The 16,556-nt window shown below is 56.0% G+C and carries 12 protein-coding genes; 5 read left to right on the top strand and 7 right to left on the bottom strand.

Annotation, left to right across the window (positions count from 1 at the left end; translation table 11 throughout):
* The first annotated feature begins 298 nt into the window (after nt 1–298).
* Nucleotides 299–2,539 (top strand): EAL domain-containing protein, encoded by a 2,241-nt coding sequence (locus HV355_RS05075; RefSeq protein ID WP_126816153.1) that lies wholly within the window; start codon nt 299–301, stop codon nt 2,537–2,539.
* A gap of 4 nt (nt 2,540–2,543) precedes the next feature.
* Here the strand turns inward: HV355_RS05075 and ppx are convergent, their stop codons facing one another.
* The 4 genes from ppx to purM form a co-directional block, all read right to left on the bottom strand.
* Nucleotides 2,544–4,082, bottom strand: a complete 1,539-nt coding sequence (gene ppx, locus HV355_RS05070; RefSeq protein ID WP_089597845.1) for an exopolyphosphatase — start codon at nt 4,080–4,082, stop codon at nt 2,544–2,546.
* 3 nt (nt 4,083–4,085) lie between these two features.
* Nucleotides 4,086–6,146, bottom strand: a complete 2,061-nt coding sequence (gene ppk1, locus HV355_RS05065) for a polyphosphate kinase 1 (protein WP_010433862.1) — start codon at nt 6,144–6,146, stop codon at nt 4,086–4,088.
* Nucleotides 6,147–6,353: 207 nt separating this feature from the next.
* Complete coding sequence (gene purN / locus HV355_RS05060) at nt 6,354–6,995, bottom strand: phosphoribosylglycinamide formyltransferase (RefSeq protein ID WP_182401083.1); 642 nt, start codon at nt 6,993–6,995, stop codon at nt 6,354–6,356.
* Nucleotides 6,992–8,029, bottom strand: coding sequence for a phosphoribosylformylglycinamidine cyclo-ligase (gene purM / locus HV355_RS05055; RefSeq protein WP_108416701.1), 1,038 nt, complete (start codon nt 8,027–8,029; stop codon nt 6,992–6,994). The genes purN and purM overlap by 4 nt, the downstream gene beginning before the upstream one ends.
* Before the next feature lie 266 nt (nt 8,030–8,295).
* Between purM and HV355_RS05050 the strand changes: the two genes are divergently transcribed.
* The 4 genes from HV355_RS05050 (at nt 8,296) to HV355_RS05035 (ending at nt 12,697) form a co-directional block, all read left to right on the top strand.
* Nucleotides 8,296–9,726 carry a 6-phospho-beta-glucosidase gene (locus tag HV355_RS05050; RefSeq protein WP_108416700.1) on the top strand — a complete coding sequence of 477 codons (1,431 nt, stop codon included), beginning with the start codon at nt 8,296–8,298 and terminating at the stop codon, nt 9,724–9,726.
* 175 nt (nt 9,727–9,901) lie between these two features.
* On the top strand, nt 9,902–10,528 hold the full coding sequence (upp, locus tag HV355_RS05045; RefSeq protein WP_010433852.1) for a uracil phosphoribosyltransferase: 627 nt from the start codon (nt 9,902–9,904) through the stop codon (nt 10,526–10,528).
* 83 nt (nt 10,529–10,611) lie between these two features.
* Nucleotides 10,612–11,901 carry a uracil permease gene (gene uraA / locus HV355_RS05040; protein ID WP_089597849.1) on the top strand — a complete coding sequence of 430 codons (1,290 nt, stop codon included), beginning with the start codon at nt 10,612–10,614 and terminating at the stop codon, nt 11,899–11,901.
* Nucleotides 11,902–11,995: 94 nt separating this feature from the next.
* Nucleotides 11,996–12,697, top strand: coding sequence for a DnaA inactivator Hda (locus HV355_RS05035; protein WP_211438414.1), 702 nt, complete (start codon nt 11,996–11,998; stop codon nt 12,695–12,697).
* A 47-nt stretch (nt 12,698–12,744) separates the two neighbouring features.
* On the opposite strand, the gene HV355_RS05030 is transcribed toward HV355_RS05035, so the two are convergent.
* The 3 genes from HV355_RS05030 to celB are packed head-to-tail and all read right to left on the bottom strand — an operon-like array spanning nt 12,745 to nt 16,478.
* Entirely contained in the window at nt 12,745–14,199 is a 1,455-nt protein-coding gene (locus tag HV355_RS05030) for a leucyl aminopeptidase family protein (RefSeq protein WP_182401243.1), read from the bottom strand.
* Nucleotides 14,199–15,155: a N(4)-(beta-N-acetylglucosaminyl)-L-asparaginase gene (locus HV355_RS05025; RefSeq protein ID WP_182401081.1), complete on the bottom strand. Its 957-nt coding sequence runs from the start codon at nt 15,153–15,155 to the stop codon at nt 14,199–14,201. The genes HV355_RS05030 and HV355_RS05025 overlap by 1 nt, the downstream gene beginning before the upstream one ends.
* A gap of 3 nt (nt 15,156–15,158) precedes the next feature.
* Nucleotides 15,159–16,478 carry a PTS cellobiose transporter subunit IIC gene (gene celB, locus HV355_RS05020; protein ID WP_126816148.1) on the bottom strand — a complete coding sequence of 440 codons (1,320 nt, stop codon included), beginning with the start codon at nt 16,476–16,478 and terminating at the stop codon, nt 15,159–15,161.
* Between the last annotated feature and the right edge of the window lie 78 nt (nt 16,479–16,556).

Below are 16,556 nucleotides of genomic sequence, written 5' to 3'. Positions count from 1 at the left end.
AAAGGGTCAATTCTGCGATGTGTAAATAACCGTCAATGTTTACATTAATTCATGTTATTAAAAATAATATATCTATTTATCGTATTGATAAGTTCCGGAAAAAGAGCCTAAAAAATCATAAGAAAGGTTTATTTGAATAAATTAGTTTGATTTATGTCAACGGTTTCCCTGCGCCGATAATTAAAATCCCTCCTCCACTGCGTCCGTTCCGTACATTGCCGGACGACGAGTATGTCAGGTTGGATGCCTGTCTGTCTTCTTATACCCTCTGGAACGAAAGGGTTTTAAACGGGCATCTATGAACATTCTCTCTATCCTGAAAAAAAATAAAGATCGCTGGTGGGCTCTGCCGTTTATATTACCCATCGCGCTGTTGCCTGTTCTTAGTGTGGTAAATACCTTCGCGCAACTGGGCGACGGTATTGTGACGCTCTACTATTTACCTCTCTTTTTCCTGCTTTCACTGATGATGTTTTTTGGTCTGGAAGCCCTTCCCGGGATCGTGTTAGCGCTGTTTTTCCGTTACTACGCGTCTGTTGGGATGTTTGAAACGGTCGCCGGGATTTTCCATTTTATCATCCCTTTAGTGCTCAGCTGGGGCGGTTACCGCGTGTTTGCCCCACGACGCAATATGACGGCCTATGGGGATATACGGCTGATGGCGCAGCGCATTTTCTGGCAGGCTTTCTGCCCCGCAACACTGTTTTTGCTGCTGTTTCAGTTTGCGGTTTACCTTGGCATCTATGAGAGCCGTCAGAGTCTTGCGGGATTAAATCCCCTTAACATACGAACGCTCATTAACTATCAGGCGCTGCTGGTCAGCGGACTGACCGGCGTTCCGCTGAGCTATCTGCTCATTCGTCTGATACGCCATCCTCGCTACATTCACGGGCTGATGTCCCAAATCCGCGCCCAGATAGACAAAAAAGTGACGACCGTTGAGCTGGTGATTTGGGCTATAGCACTGGCTGGACTGCTTTCGCTGCTGCTGCAGCCGATGAATGAAAACAGCTCAATTTTCAGCACCAACTACACCTTATCGCTACTGATGCCGGTGATGCTCTGGGGAGCAATGCGTTTTGGCTATAAGCTGATGTCGATAATCTGGACGCCGGTGCTGCTGGTGTCGATTCACTTTTTCTACCGCTACATTCCGCTGCACCAGGCCTATGACATTCAGCTGGCCATCACCTCATCCAGCTATCTGGTCTTTTCGTTTGTGGTGATTTATATGTCGATGCTGGCGACACGCCAGCGTGCCGTGAATACACGATCCCGCAGGCTGGCGCTGCTCGACCCGGTGGTGCACATGCCCAACCTGCGCGCGTTGTCGCGCGAGCTTGCTAAAAACCCCTGGTCGGCGCTGTGCTTACTGCGCATCCCGGAACTGGAAGTGCTGGGGCGCAACTACGGTGTGCTGCTGCGCATTCAGTACAAGCAGCAGCTGGCGCACTGGATTAATGGCACGCTTCAGCACAATGAGCGGGTCTATCATCTGACCGGTTGCGACCTGGCGGTGAGGCTCAACGCCGAGTCGCATCAGCAGCGTATTGATACGCTGGATGAACATATCAAGCAGTTCCGCTTTCTCTGGGACGGCATGCCCTTGCAGCCTCAGGTGGGTGTCAGCTACTGCTATGTCCGCTCTCCGGTTAACCATCTTTATCTGGTTCTGGGGGAATTGGGCGTTGTTGCCGATCTGTCGCTCTCGACCAACCACCCTGAGAATCTCCAGCAGCGTGGTGCCGTACATTTACAGCGCAGCCTGAAAGATAAAGTCGCGATGATGAGCCGCCTGCAAAGTGCGCTCGATAAAAACGCGTTCACTCTGATGGTTCAGCCCGTTCGCGGCCTGCGTGGCGATTGCTATCATGAAGTGCTGCTCAGGATGCCAGACGAGAACGGGGAATTAATTTCTCCCGATCGGTTCCTGCCCGTCGCGCAGGAGTTTGGGCTGTCATCACGCGTCGACCTGTGGGTACTGGAACATACGCTACGCTTCCTGGCAGAGCATCGTGACAGGCTGCCCGGTCAACGCTTTGCCATTAATCTGGCCCCTCCAACCGTGTGCAGGGCGCAGTTTCCGCTCGAGGTGAGCCGCCTGCTGACACAATACGCCGTGGAGGCGTGGCAACTGATCGTTGAAGTGACAGAGTGCAGCACTTTCGGCAGCGCGCAGCAGGCGGAACAGACCCTCAGACAGCTGCAAAAAATGGGGGTGCGCATTGCAATTGATGATTTTGGTACCGGCTACGCGAGCTATGCGCGGCTGAAAAGCGTGGACGCCGATATTCTCAAAATCGACGGCAGCTTCATTCGCAACATCGTCAACAACAGTCTGGATTATCAGATAGTGGCGTCGATTTGCCATCTGGCGCGAATGAAGAACATGCTGGTGGTGGCGGAGTATGTGGAAACTGAAGAGATACGTAGCGCGGTGCACGCGCTAGGTATCGATTATGTACAGGGCTATCTGATCGGCAAGCCGGTTGCACTTGAATCCTTGTCTGAAGAAGAGGCGTCTCAGGCAGACGCCTGAGACATTACGCCGCGACGTCGGCGCTCTCTTCTTCAATTTTGAGCAGCCAGCCGGTGACCGCTTCCCAGTATTGCTGCTCTTTTTCCAGATCCAGCAGTACCAGCGCGTTCTGGCTAAACCAGTCGTGCGGGAAGCTCAGCGTCCAGTGGTGGTCGTCTGTTTTCAGTTTTAACGTTGGGGGCGTCGTCGTCGCCTGACGCTGGTTATTGAGCAGCACGCCCAGACGCAGCAGCTGAATAAGCGGCAGGAACTGCTTTTTCTTGAACAGCGTGAAGCGTGGCAGATCGTCGAGCTTGATGGCTTTACGGTGGTAACGCACCAGGGTGGCCATCATGGTCTGCTGCTCCTGGTTGAAGCCGGGCAGATCGCTGTTTTGCAGAATATAGGCCGAATGGCGATGCATCCCGCTGTGGTTGATGTTCAGCCCCACTTCGTGCAGCATCGCGGCCCATTTCAGCAGGGCGGCAAGCTGCGGATGTGCCAGCTTCGGATTCTGCTCCTGCCACTGATCGTAAATCTGCTCCGTGGTTTCCAGTACGCGCTTCGCCTGTTCGCGGTCGATGTTGTACTGGTTCGCCAGGCTCTGCGCGGTGCGGCTGCGAATGTCCTGATGGCGGAAGCGGCCCTCCATCTCGTACAGCACGCCTTCACGCAGCGCGCCGTCAGAAAGACGCAGCTCCTTAATCGCCAGCGCATCGAACACGCCGCACAGGATCGCAAGCCCCGGTACGAAGACCGATTTCCGCTCATCGGACAGGCCCGGCAGGCTCAGGGCATCGAAGCTTTTATGCTTCAGCACTTCTTCGGTGAGCAGAACCAGACGCTCAGGGGTAATAATTCCGTCTTTTTCACCCATCGCCAGCAGCACTTCATGGGCGGCTTTAATCGAGCCGGATGCGCCCAGCGCCACGTTCCAGCCCTGAATGCGATACTGCCACGCCAGGTTTTCCAGCTTCTGGATGGCGGCCATGCGCGCGCGCTGGAAGTTTTCGCGGGTAATAGTGCCGCCCGGGAAATACATCTGCGCGAAGCTGACGCAGCCCATGCGGCGGCTTTCCACCAGACGCGGCTCGAAGTCTTCACCAATCACCAGCTCCGTTGAGCCGCCGCCGATGTCGATCACCAGCTTGCGGCCTTTCTCCGGCTGCGTATGCTCCACGCCCATAAAAATCAGACGCGCTTCTTCGTTACCGGAAATAATCTCAATCGGGTAGGGGATAACCTTCTCCGCGCGCTTGAGAAACTCCGGCGCATTCAGCGCCTGACGCAGCGTATGCGTTCCCACGATGCAAACGCTGGAGGGTGAAAAACCCTGCAGGCGTTCCGCAAACAGCGACAGGCAGTTTAAGCCGCGCTCCATCGCCTCTTCGCTGAGCATGCTGCGCGCGTCCAGGCCATCGGCCAGATGCACGCGCTGCTTCAGACGACCGATGATCTGTAACGCACCATCTACCTCACGGGCGATGACCATGTGGAAACTGTTTGAACCAAGATCGACCGCGGCAAACTCCTGCGGTCGTGGCGTATTATCATTTATCGGCATAGGTTAATCGGGTTGCTCGAGTGATTTGATGTAATCGTAAATCGCCAGCTGCGACCGCACTTTTCGGCGATTGCCGCGCGGTACGTAGCGATTACTGAGTTCTTTGTCGATATAACGTGCTTTCACCGTATCGCTAAACAAAATCTCGATAATATCGAGGATCTGCTGTTTCAGGCGCGGGTCCAGCAGCGGAGCCGCGACTTCAATTCTGTAATCAATATTGCGCGTCATCCAGTCTGCAGAAGAAAGATAAACCCGCTTGTCGCCTGCATTATCGAAAATGTAGATCCGGTCATGTTCCAGATAGCGGTCAACGATGCTGATCACGCGAATATTGTCGCTGATGCCTTCCAGTTCCGGGATCAACGAACACATACCGCGAATCAACAGATTAACCGGAACGCCGGAGCTGGATGCCGCATACAGCCTGTCCACCAGTCCTTTATCAACGAGGTTGTTGAGCTTCAGCGTGATGCCCGACGACAAGCCGTTCTGCGCGTTGGCGATCTCTTTGTCGATCATATCGTACAGCAGGCGGCGCGAGTTCTGCGGTGACACCAGCAGATAGTCGAAGTTGACCGGGCGGTACGGGTTCTCGATAAAGTTGAATACCCGACGCACTTCGTTGGTGATGCGCGCGTCGGCGGTTAAGAGCGAGTAGTCGGTGTAAATACGCGCGGTTTTCTCGTTAAAGTTCCCGGTACCGATGTGGGCGTAACGCACCACGTCGTCACCTTCTTTACGGGAGATCAGGAACAGCTTGGCGTGAATTTTCAGCCCCGGCGCGGAGAAGATAACGTGCACGCCCGCTTCCGTCAGACGACGCGCCCAGTGGATGTTCGCCTCTTCGTCAAATCGTGCCTGCAGCTCGACCACGACCGTCACTTTCTTGCCGTTGTGCGCCGCGTGGATCATCGCGTCGATGATGCGGGAATCTTTTGCTACGCGGTAAATGTTGATTTTGATCGCCAGCACGTTCGGGTCGAACGACGCCTGACGCAGCAGTTCCAGCACGTGTTCAAAGGTGTGGTACGGATAGTAAAGCAGGACATCGCGCTCGCGGATGGCGTCGAATCCGTTACGGAATTTATCGAACCAAAGGTGGCGCAGGCGCGGCAGTGGTTTGTTCACCAGATTGGCTTTGCCGACGTTCGGGAAGCCAATAAAGTCTTTAAAGTTGTGGTAGCGCCCGCCGGGAATGATCGAGTCGTAGCGGGAGATGGTCAGCTTCTCGCGCAGCATTTCGACCATCGCGTCCGGCATGTCGCGCTGATAGACGAAGCGGACCGGCTCGGCCGTCAGACGTTGCTTGAGGCTCGAGGACATCAGCTCCATCAGGCTGGCTTCCATCTCGTGCACCAGGTCATATTCGGCGTCGCGGGTCATCTTCATGGAATAGGCATTTAACGCATCGTAATCGAAGAAACCTTTGAAGATGTCGTCCAGGCAGTAGCGCAGGATGTTATCCAGCAGGATCATCGGCTTGCGACGGCGCGGGGTTTCCGGCGGCAGGTTCACAAAGCGCGGGACCTTATCGGACGGGATCTCCAGCAGCGCGTAGCTGATATTCTCACCGCGAATAATTTCGACCGCCAGATAGGTGTAATCGTCCTTCAGGAACTGGACCAGATCGGTTTCGCGGTTAATCAGAATAGGGGTGATGTGCTGGCGCAGATAGTGTTTAAAGTAGTGGCGCAGCCAGGTCTGTTGGTTGGCGGAGAGCTGGCGTTCGTTAATCAGGAAGATTTGGTTGCGCGCCATTTCCAGCAGCAGCTCGTTGTAGAGGCCATCAAATTCCTGATCGGCTTTCATAACGCGAGACTGGATTTTTCCAAGCAGATGGCGCGAGTGGGAATTTAACCCCTGCTCTTCGCTGATGATGATCCGCCGCTTCAGTTCGGCAAAGCGAACCTTGTAGAACTCATCCAGGTTGTTGGAATAAATGCCCAAAAAACGCATACGCTCGATCAGCGGGTTACTTTTGTCTGCCGCTTCCTGGAGTACACGCTCGTTGAATGCTAACCAGCTTAGCTCTTTCTCGATATATAACTTTTCCTGACCCATTACAGCTCACACTCCAGTTCAATCACAGGACGTGGTAAATCCGTCTCGTCCTTATTATGGCGAGCATTTCCACGATATGTCCAACAGTGCCAGAAAAGTATGACAGTTATTTTTTTTGTTGGGGAATTTAGAGGGTTGGAGAAGGGAATATCGGGTAATGCAATGTACAGGTCGGGTAAGCACAGCAGCGCCACCCGACATAACAAACTACTCTTCGGCCGCATAACCCTGCGGGGGTAACTTCACGCCGTCCAGCCAGGCTGCGCCGTCGCGCATCTCCAGACGCCCCTCAACAAACCAGCTTACCACCAGCGGATAAATGGCATGTTCCTGGGTCTGTACGCGTTCGGTCACGTCGTCTTCGCTGTCGCCGTCAAAGACCGGCACTTTTGCCTGCAGGATCACCGGGCCGCCGTCCAGTTCGTCGGTCACGAAATGGACAGAGGTGCCGTGCTCCTCGTCACCGTTTTCCAGCACCTGACGATGGGTGTGCAGGCCGGGATATTTCGGCAGAAGAGAAGGGTGAATATTCAGCAGACGTCCGGCGAAGTGTTCGACAAATGCCGGGCTCAGGATACGCATGTAACCCGCCAGCACCACCACGTCCGGCGCGTAGGCATCGATCTCCTGCACCAGTTCGCGGTCAAAGGCCTCACGCCCGGCGAACTGGCTGGCTTCCAGCGCGTGCGCGGGAATGTTCGCTTCCCGCGCGCGCTCAAGGCCGAACGCGTCGGCCTTGTTGCTGAAGACTGCCCGAATGGTGCCATTGATTTTCTTCTGTTTGCAGGCGTCTATGATTGCCTGCAAATTGCTTCCGTTGCCGGAAATGAGCACCACGATGTTTTTCATTCAATGACCACACGCTGTTCGGAATCGGAAGCTTTAATCGTACCGATTTTCCACGCGTTTTCACCTTTTTCAGTCAGCAGCTTAACGGCTTTATCCGCTTCGCTTGCTGGCAGGGCGATAACCATACCCACGCCGCAGTTAAAGGTGCGGTACATTTCGTGAGAGCTCACGTTGCCTGCGGTCTGCAGCCAGTTGAAGACGGCTGGCCACTGCCATGAGGATTCGTCGATCACCGCCTGGGTGTTGTCCGGCAGAACGCGCGGGATGTTTTCCCAGAAGCCGCCGCCGGTCAGGTGAGCAATGGCGTGAACGTCGACGCTCTCGATCAGTTCCAGCACGTTTTTCACATAGATGCGGGTCGGTGCCAGCAGATGGTCAGCCAGCGGTTTACCGTCCAGCTCGGTGGTCAGCGGGTCGCAGCCGCTCACTTCGAGGATTTTACGTACCAGGGAATAACCGTTTGAGTGCGGACCGCTGGAGGCCAGCGCGATCAGCACATCGCCGTCGGCCACTTTGCTGCCGTCGATAATTTCTGATTTTTCTACTACGCCGACGCAGAAGCCTGCGACGTCATAATCTTCACCGTGGTACATGCCCGGCATTTCCGCGGTTTCGCCGCCGACCAGCGCACAGCCGGACTGCAGGCAGCCTTCGGCGATACCGCTAATCACGCTGGCTGCGGTGTCCACATCCAGTTTGCCGGTCGCGTAGTAATCGAGGAAGAACAGCGGCTCTGCGCCCTGTACCACCAGATCGTTCACGCACATCGCGACCAGATCGATACCGATCGTGTCGTGACGTTTTAAATCCATCGCCAGGCGCAGTTTGGTGCCTACGCCGTCAGTACCCGAGACCAGAACAGGTTCACGATATTTTTGCGGCAGTGCGCACAGCGCGCCGAAGCCACCCAGGCCACCCATCACTTCCGGGCGGCGGGTTTTCTTCACCACACCTTTGATTCGGTCAACCAGCGCATTACCTGCGTCAATATCAACACCGGCATCTTTGTAGCTGAGAGAAGTTTTGTTGGTCACGGCTTAAATCCCCACGCGATTGCATAGCTAGTAAGAAAAATCGGCGCAATTCTAACAGTCCAGGCAAACGTTTGCGAGCCTATTCTGGACGTGGGGATCTTTTTTTCTGTCTGTCCCGTGGATGCAGCCAAACTTGACTCTGTTCACGAAAATGAAACCGGTTTCTGAGAACTGCTTGCAACGGGTATTCCCTTTGCACATCATCGAACTGAAACCGGTTTCTGTAACTGTTTTTGCAGAAAATAACGCAGAATGAGGGAAAGCAAATGTCAGGATTTAAAGCAGGTTTTCTGTGGGGTGGGGCCGTAGCGGCGCACCAGCTCGAAGGCGGCTGGAAAGAGGGCGGCAAGGGCGTGAGCGTGGCCGATGTGATGACCGCAGGCGCGCACGGCGTGCCGCGTGAAATCACCAACGGCGTGCTGGACGGGAAAAATTACCCTAACCATGAAGCCATCGATTTCTACCATCGCTATAAAGAAGACATCAAACTCTTTGCCGAGATGGGGTTCAAGTGCTTCCGCACCTCTATCGCCTGGACGCGGATCTTCCCGAAAGGGGACGAGCTTGAGCCTAACGAGGCTGGCCTGAAATTCTATGACGATTTGTTCGACGAGTGCCTGAAGTACGGCATCGAACCGGTGATCACGCTTTCTCACTTCGAGATGCCTTTCCATCTGGTCACCGAATACGGCGGCTGGCGCAACCGTAAGCTGATCGATTTCTTCGTTCGTTTTGCAAAAGTGGTTTTCCAGCGCTACCAGCATAAAGTGAAGTACTGGATGACCTTTAACGAGATCAACAACCAGGCTAACTTCCACGAAGACTTTGCGCCGTTTACCAACTCCGGGCTGAAGTATGCGCCGGGCGAAGACCGCGAGCCGGTGATGTTCCAGGCCGCGCACTATGAGCTGGTGGCCAGCGCCCTGGCGGTGAAGGCGGGACGCGAGATTAACCCGTCGCTGCAGATCGGCTGCATGATTGCCATGTGTCCTATCTATCCGCTGACCTGCGCGCCGGACGACATGATGATGGCGATGAACGCCATGCACCGCCGCTACTGGTTCACCGACGTGCACGTGCGCGGCAGGTACCCGCAGCATCTGCTCAACTACTTCGAGCGTCGCGGCTTCGCGTTGGATATCACCGAAGAAGATAAAGCGGCGCTGACGCAGGGCTGCGTGGACTACATCGGGTTCAGCTACTACATGTCCTTCGCCACCAAGGCGACGGCGGACAACCCGCAGCTGGACTACGACGAGAGCAAAAGCCTGGTCTCTAACCCGTACGTGCAGAAATCCGACTGGGGCTGGCAGATTGACCCGGTGGGGCTGCGCTACTCCCTGAACTGGTTCTGGGATCACTATCAGCTGCCGCTGTTTATCGTTGAAAACGGTTTTGGCGCGATCGACGTGCAGGAGAGCGACGGCACCGTAAACGATCAGTACCGTATTGATTACCTCGCCGCGCATATTAGCGAGATGAAAAAAGCGGTGGTGGAAGACGGCGTGGATCTGATGGGCTACACCCCGTGGGGCTGCATTGACCTGGTGTCTGCCGGAACGGGCGAAATGAAAAAACGCTACGGCTTTATCTTTGTCGATAAAGATAACGAAGGGAACGGCACGCTGAACCGCAGTAAGAAAAAGTCGTTCGACTGGTATAAGCAGGTGATTGCGAGCAACGGCGAGCAGCTATAATTGCCCGGTAAGCGTTAGCGCCACCCGGCAGAACCCCGCACCCAAGCCGGAGCCCAGCCTCCGGTTTTTTTGTTTTTGATTGATGTACATCAAGCAAGATGGGTATGGCGCAATCCGAAAAAAGCGGTATAATCCCGCGATTTTTTTGCGGATGCCGCCTCAGAGGAGAAAGAGAATGAAGATTGTGGAAGTGAAACACCCACTCGTTAAACACAAGTTGGGCCTGATGCGTGAGCATGACATCAGCACGAAGCGTTTTCGCGAACTGGCTTCTGAAGTGGGCAGCCTGCTGACCTACGAAGCGACCTCCGATCTGGAAACGGAAAAAGTGACCATCGAAGGCTGGAACGGCCCGGTACAGGTTGAGCAGATCAAAGGTAAGAAAATTACCGTGGTGCCAATCCTGCGTGCCGGTCTCGGCATGATGGAAGGCGTGCTGGAGCACGTGCCAAGCGCGCGTATCAGCGTGGTGGGGATCTACCGTAACGAAGAAACCCTTGAGCCGGTTCCTTACTTCCAGAAGCTGGTGTCTAACATCGACGAGCGTATGGCGCTGGTGGTTGACCCAATGCTGGCAACCGGCGGTTCTATGATCGCCACCATCGACCTGCTGAAAAATGCGGGCTGTAACAGCATTAAGGTGCTGGTGCTGGTCGCGGCGCCGGAAGGGATCGCGGCGCTGGAGAAAGCGCACCCGGACGTTGAGCTGTATACCGCCTCTGTCGATCAGGGACTGAACGAGCACGGGTACATCATCCCGGGGCTCGGTGATGCCGGCGATAAGATCTTTGGTACGAAATAATCGAATAACGATAAATAAGCCGACTTTGATAGTCGGCTTTTTTTTGAATAAAACACCAACAATACTACACAGAGGAAAACACTATGACGCGCCGTGCTATCGGGGTGAGTGAAAGACCGCCGCTTTTACAGACTATCCCGCTTAGTTTGCAGCACCTGTTTGCCATGTTTGGTGCAACCGTGCTGGTGCCAATCCTGTTCCACATTAACCCGGCTACCGTTCTGCTGTTCAACGGCGTTGGGACGCTGCTGTACCTCTTTATCTGTAAAGGCAAAATCCCGGCGTATCTGGGGTCGAGCTTTGCCTTTATTTCGCCGGTGCTATTGTTGCTGCCGCTGGGTTACGAGGTTGCGCTCGGCGGCTTTATCATGTGTGGGGTGCTCTTCTGCCTGGTCTCCTTCATCGTGAAGAAAGCGGGTACCGGCTGGCTGGACGTGATGTTCCCCCCAGCGGCGATGGGCGCAATCGTTGCCGTTATCGGCCTGGAGCTGGCGGGCGTTGCGGCGAATATGGCCGGTCTGCTGCCTGCTGACGGCCAGTCACCGGATTCCAAAACCATTATCATCTCGCTGGTGACGCTGGGCGTGACGGTGTTTGGCTCCGTGCTGTTCCGCGGTTTCATGGCGATTATCCCGATCCTGATCGGCGTGCTCGCGGGCTATGCGCTCTCCTTCGCAATGGGCGTAGTGGATACGACCCCGATTGCTCAGGCGCACTGGTTCGCGCTGCCAACCTTCTACACCCCGCGCTTTGAGTGGTTCGCTATCTTCACCATTCTGCCAGCCGCGCTGGTGGTGATTGCGGAGCACGTCGGCCACCTGGTGGTGACGGCGAACATCGTTAAGCGCGATTTAATCCGCGATCCGGGCCTGCACCGCTCCATGTTTGCGAACGGCTTCTCGACCATTATCTCCGGTTTCTTCGGCTCCACGCCAAATACCACCTACGGCGAGAACATTGGCGTGATGGCGATTACCCGCGTCTACAGTACCTGGGTTATCGGCGGGGCGGCAATCATCGCCATTCTGCTCTCCTGCGTGGGCAAGCTGGCGGCAGCGATTCAGATCATTCCGGTGCCGGTGATGGGCGGCGTTTCTCTGCTGCTGTACGGGGTGATCGGTGCTTCCGGTATTCGCGTGCTGATTGAATCCAAAGTGGATTACAGCAAGGCGCAGAACCTGATCCTGACCTCCGTTATCCTGATTATCGGCGTGAGCGGCGCGAAGGTGCACATCGGTGCGGCTGAGCTGAAGGGCATGGCGCTCGCGACCATTGTGGGTGTAGGCCTGAGCCTGATCTTTAAGCTGATTTCCGTTCTGCGTCCTGAAGAAGAAATTCTGGATGCGGACGACAGCGAAAAAGCACCCCATTGATCGAAAAGTCGGGCGAGGGATCGCCCGGTTCTCTCCTCGCGGGTTCCGTGTTAAACTCCGTTCCGATTTTATGTAAGATCTGGTTGAGGTACTTCTGAACGGACCGGCACAGCTCTCTCTGCCACTTTATCTCCCTGACGACGAAACTTTCGCGAGTTTCTGGCCGGGTGATAACCCCTCTTTACTGGCTGCACTGCAAAACGTGCTGCGCCAGGATCACAGCGGATACATCTATATCTGGTCACGCGAAGGCGCGGGGCGCAGCCACCTGCTGCATGCCGCCTGCGCGGAGCTTTCAGCGCGCGGTGATGCGGTAGGTTATGTGCCGCTGGATAAACGTACCTGGTTCGTGCCTGAGGTGCTTGAGGGAATGGAACACCTCTCGCTGGTCTGCATCGATAATATCGAATGCGTGGCGGGTGATGAGCCGTGGGAAATGGCGATCTTTAACCTCTACAACCGCATCCTGGAATCGGGTAAAACCCGGCTGCTGATCACCGGCGATCGTCCGCCGCGTCAGCTGAATCTGGGGCTGCCGGACCTGGCCTCTCGTCTGGACTGGGGGCAAATCTATAAGCTCCAGCCGCTGTCGGATGAAGATAAGCTGCAGGCGCTTCAGCTGCGCGCTAAGCAGCGAGGATTTGAGTTGCCGGAAGACGTGGGACGCTTCCTGCTTAAACGGCTTGATCGCGAAATGCGCACGCTTTTTGACACGCTCGATCAGCTCGATCGCGCCTCTATTACCGCCCAGCGCAAGCTGACCATTCCGTTTGTGAAAGATATTCTCAAGCTTTGAGTTTTTTGCCCGGTGGCGGCTACGCCTTACCGGGCCTACGAAAACCGTTATTTTCCGTACTTATTGATCATCTCCTCCATTATCAAAATATCGTATTGTAAATGCTCAACCAGAAGTGGAATCGGTCTTCCCGATGCCACGCTCCGTCCGTTTTCACGCCATAGCGCCGTACCGCTGATGTCCAGATGCGCCCACGGGATTGTCGGCGGGCAAAAGTGGTGCAGCAACCAAGCCGCCGAAGCACTGATTGCTGCATTATTGGTCGGCGTGTTGCACAGATCGGCGATGGTACTCTCGGTCTGCTTTTTCAAGCGGGCATCCAAGGGTAAAGACCACACTTCGTCACCGCTTCTTTTCCCGGCTCGGGTAAGAAAATCGCGCATCAACTCATTTTGCGTCATTAAACCACTGAATTCATACCCCAGAGCTTTAACCACTGCACCGGTTAGCGTTGCTATATCAATAATATATTGAGCCTGTGGGTGCCGCTGGCTGGCCCAGGCGATGGCGTCCGCCAGCACCAGTCGGCCTTCGGCATCGGTGTTGTTGATTTCCACCGTGGTGCCGTTACAGGCCGTTGCCACCGTGCCGGGCTGCATGGCGTCCGGCCCGACGGCATTTTCCGCCAGCGCCAGCACGCCCATGATGCGTACGGGCAGCGCCAGCTCGGCAACGGCCAGCATCAGCCCCAGCACGTTGGCCGCGCCGCACATGTCGTATTTCATGGTGTACATGCCCGCGCCGTCCTTCAGCCAAAGGCCGCCGGTATCGAAGGTAATGCCTTTGCCGACATAGCAGCGCACCGGGCCATCGCTGGCACCGTCATAATGAATAGCCAGCAGGCGAGGCGGACAGGTCGCCCCTTTGCCGACGGCGTGCAGCAGCCCCAGACCTTGCTCAACGATTTGCTTTTCATCCAGCGCTTCACACCGCAGGGCAGGGAAGGCGGCACACAGTTTTTGCGCCTCTTCCACCACAAACTGCGGCGTGCAGCGATCCGACGGCGTATCGGCCAGACGTCGCGCCGCGACCATGCCGTGGGCGATGGCCTGCTGCCGGCGGAAAATAACCGCCAGTCGGTCCTGCTGTTCGGGTAAGCAGAGCGCGGTGATATGTTCAAGACGGACCTTGTCACTGGTTTTCTTCAACTGCAAATCACTCAGCCTGTGCGCCTGGTTAAACAGAAAGCGCAGCACCTGCGCAAGCACCACATCGTCGATATTAGTCACGTCCAGTATCAGCTCGGGGCTGACGGGCGAGGCCAGCAGCGGGCGCAGCGCCGTCAGTAATCCTTCGGTCAGGCTGTCCTGCCAGAGCGCATTCGGTAGCAGGGTGATTCGGGCAAACGGGGCACAGCCAAAGCGGGTATCTGCGATGCCGTCTGACTCGCGCATTTCTGCGACAAGTGCATTTTGCGGCAGAAGGTGACTGCCCGCGCGGGCAATCAAGTGGCTCTGCGGCTTTGCGTCAGAAAGCGCGGTGATAAACTGATACGTAATCATCATGACTCCTCAATCGGCGCGCGGATCCGAGCGGCGTAGGCCTGCATCCACTCCTCGTCCACGGCGTGAAAGTGCGTCTTTTCCCGCAGGCGCTCGGTACGATAAACGGTGAGAGGCTGGTGGGCCGTTGCGACCACGAACGAGAAGGTTTTGATGTTGGTTGCCGCGCCGAACTCGCCCCTGTTATTCATGCACACCACGGAGAGATCGCCCACGCGGCCGAAGCGCGACATCAGCTTGTCCTCCAGTTCGAACACCACGGAATCTGCCGCCTGCTGCGGCGTCATACCCTGCGCCATCCTGCGGACGATTTCGTAGCTGGTGCAGCCTTTCATCAGATCTTCACCGACGCCCGTGGCGGTGGCGGCGCCGGTTTCGCTGTCGCAGTAAAAGCCGGAGCCAATAATGGGCGAATCACCAATGCGGCCGCGCTTTTTCATAAACAGGCCGCTTGTGGAGGTGGCGACGCTCATCGAGCCCTGCTTATCAAGGCCGATAATGCCGACGGTGTCATGCCCGTCGTAAGGGCTTAAGCCTTTATCCAGCGTTTCGCGGCAGCGTTTGCGGTAGTGCTGCATGGCGCGGTCAGTGAGCATGGGTTTATCGGCAAAGCCCTGGCTCAGCGCCCATTCCCGCGCGCCCAGGCCGACCAGCAGGCTGTTGTAGCGCTGGCGGCTGAGCGCGTGCGCCACGCGCACCGGGTTGGCGATATCCACCAGATTGCCCACGGCGCCAAAGGCCAGCGTGTCGCCGTCCATATAGGCGGCGTCCAGCTCCACCTCGCCGTTTTCGGTGGGTAGTCCGCCGTAGCCGACGGATTTATAAAACGGAAAGTCCTCGACGGCGGCGACGGCATCCACCACCGCCGGAGCGACAGGTTTGCCCGCAGCCAGCGCAGATGCAGACTCCGTGACGCCTTCAAGCGCCATTCGCCAGGTTGCGATAATTCCCCACATGCTTTACTCCTGTTTTGCAAGGGTGGTGTCGGTTTGCGTAACGCTGGCCATTTCCGCCGCGCGGTACTGTTTATCCAGGATACGCATGAAAGGCAGGTACAGCATGGCGCCAATCAGCAGGTTGAGAAGCTGCATGACGCTGCCGCTCAGGTGCCCGGTGACGATAAAGCCGCTGATCACCGGCGGCAGCGTCCACGGAATGAACACCCCGGTGGTGACGGCAACCGCGCCAATTTTCATCGCCGCATACTGAACGGTAACCAGCACCAGCGGCACCAGGTTGAACGGGATAAGCATGATCGGGTTCATGATCACCGGCAGGCCAAACAGAATCGGTTCGTTGATGTTGAACACCGACGCGCCCGCGCCGAGGCGCGCCACTTCGCGCATGTTTTTACTGCGGGCGAAAATCAGCATCGCAATCACCAGCGACAGCGTGGCCCCCGCACCGCCCATCCAGATCATGTCAAAAAACTGTTCGGTGATAATGTGCGGCGGCGTTGTGCCTGCCTGAATCGCCGCGATGTTGTCGGTCTGGTTCTCCATCCACAGCGGACGAATGATGCCGTTAATCATTGAGCCGGAGTTAATGCCTACGGACCACAGAATGGTGATGCTGAATACCGTCATCAGCGCCCCGAAATAAGAGGTGCCGTAGTGGCGCACCGGGGTGGCAACCACGTCGTAAATAAACTGGTGGATGGTGCTGTAGTGGGTGTTTTCAAAGACGATGCGGATACCCAGCACCAGAATCATCACCAGCAGAGCCGGGATCAGCGCGGCGAACGACTCCTGCACCGCCGGAGGTACGCCGTCCGGCATGTTGATCACCAGTTTTTTGCGCTTCAGCCAGCAGAACAGCTCCGTCCACAGCAGGGAACCAATCATTGCCACAAACAGCCCTTTGCTGCCAATCCACTCCACCGGAATGACGGTAATACCGCCGTTTTCCGCCACCTTAATAAACGGCGTGAGGATCAGAAAGGCGACCAGCGAAAGAATGCCGCAGGAGATGCGGTCTTCCCCGTAATGCTCCGCCAGGCGGAACGCCACCAGGAAGCTGATGAACAGCGACATGGTGGAGAACACCGCGTTGAACGGGATTTCAATAATGGCGCTCCAGCTCTCACCAAAGGCCTGAGACATAAACTGCTGATAGGTTTGATTCGGGAAAGAGGAAATCACCAGCAGAATAGAGCCGACGATGATAAACGGCATGAATGACACGTAGGCACCGCGAATGGCCCCGAGATGACGCTGCTGCGCCGTTTTGGCCGCCAGCGGCATCAGTTTTGCTTCAAGAAATCCCAGAACATTGTTCATTGTGAACTCCGTACAAGATTGAGTGGCGTTGTTTATGTTATGTCTGTGGATTATCAGTGAAGCGCGGCGAGCGAAAGG

This window comes from Enterobacter sp. RHBSTW-01064 (assembly GCF_014103035.1).
In the GTDB taxonomy this organism is placed as follows: domain Bacteria; phylum Pseudomonadota; class Gammaproteobacteria; order Enterobacterales; family Enterobacteriaceae; genus Enterobacter; species Enterobacter mori.
Note: the sequence above shows the minus strand (reverse complement) of the source record. Positions and strands in the feature narration are given on the sequence as shown.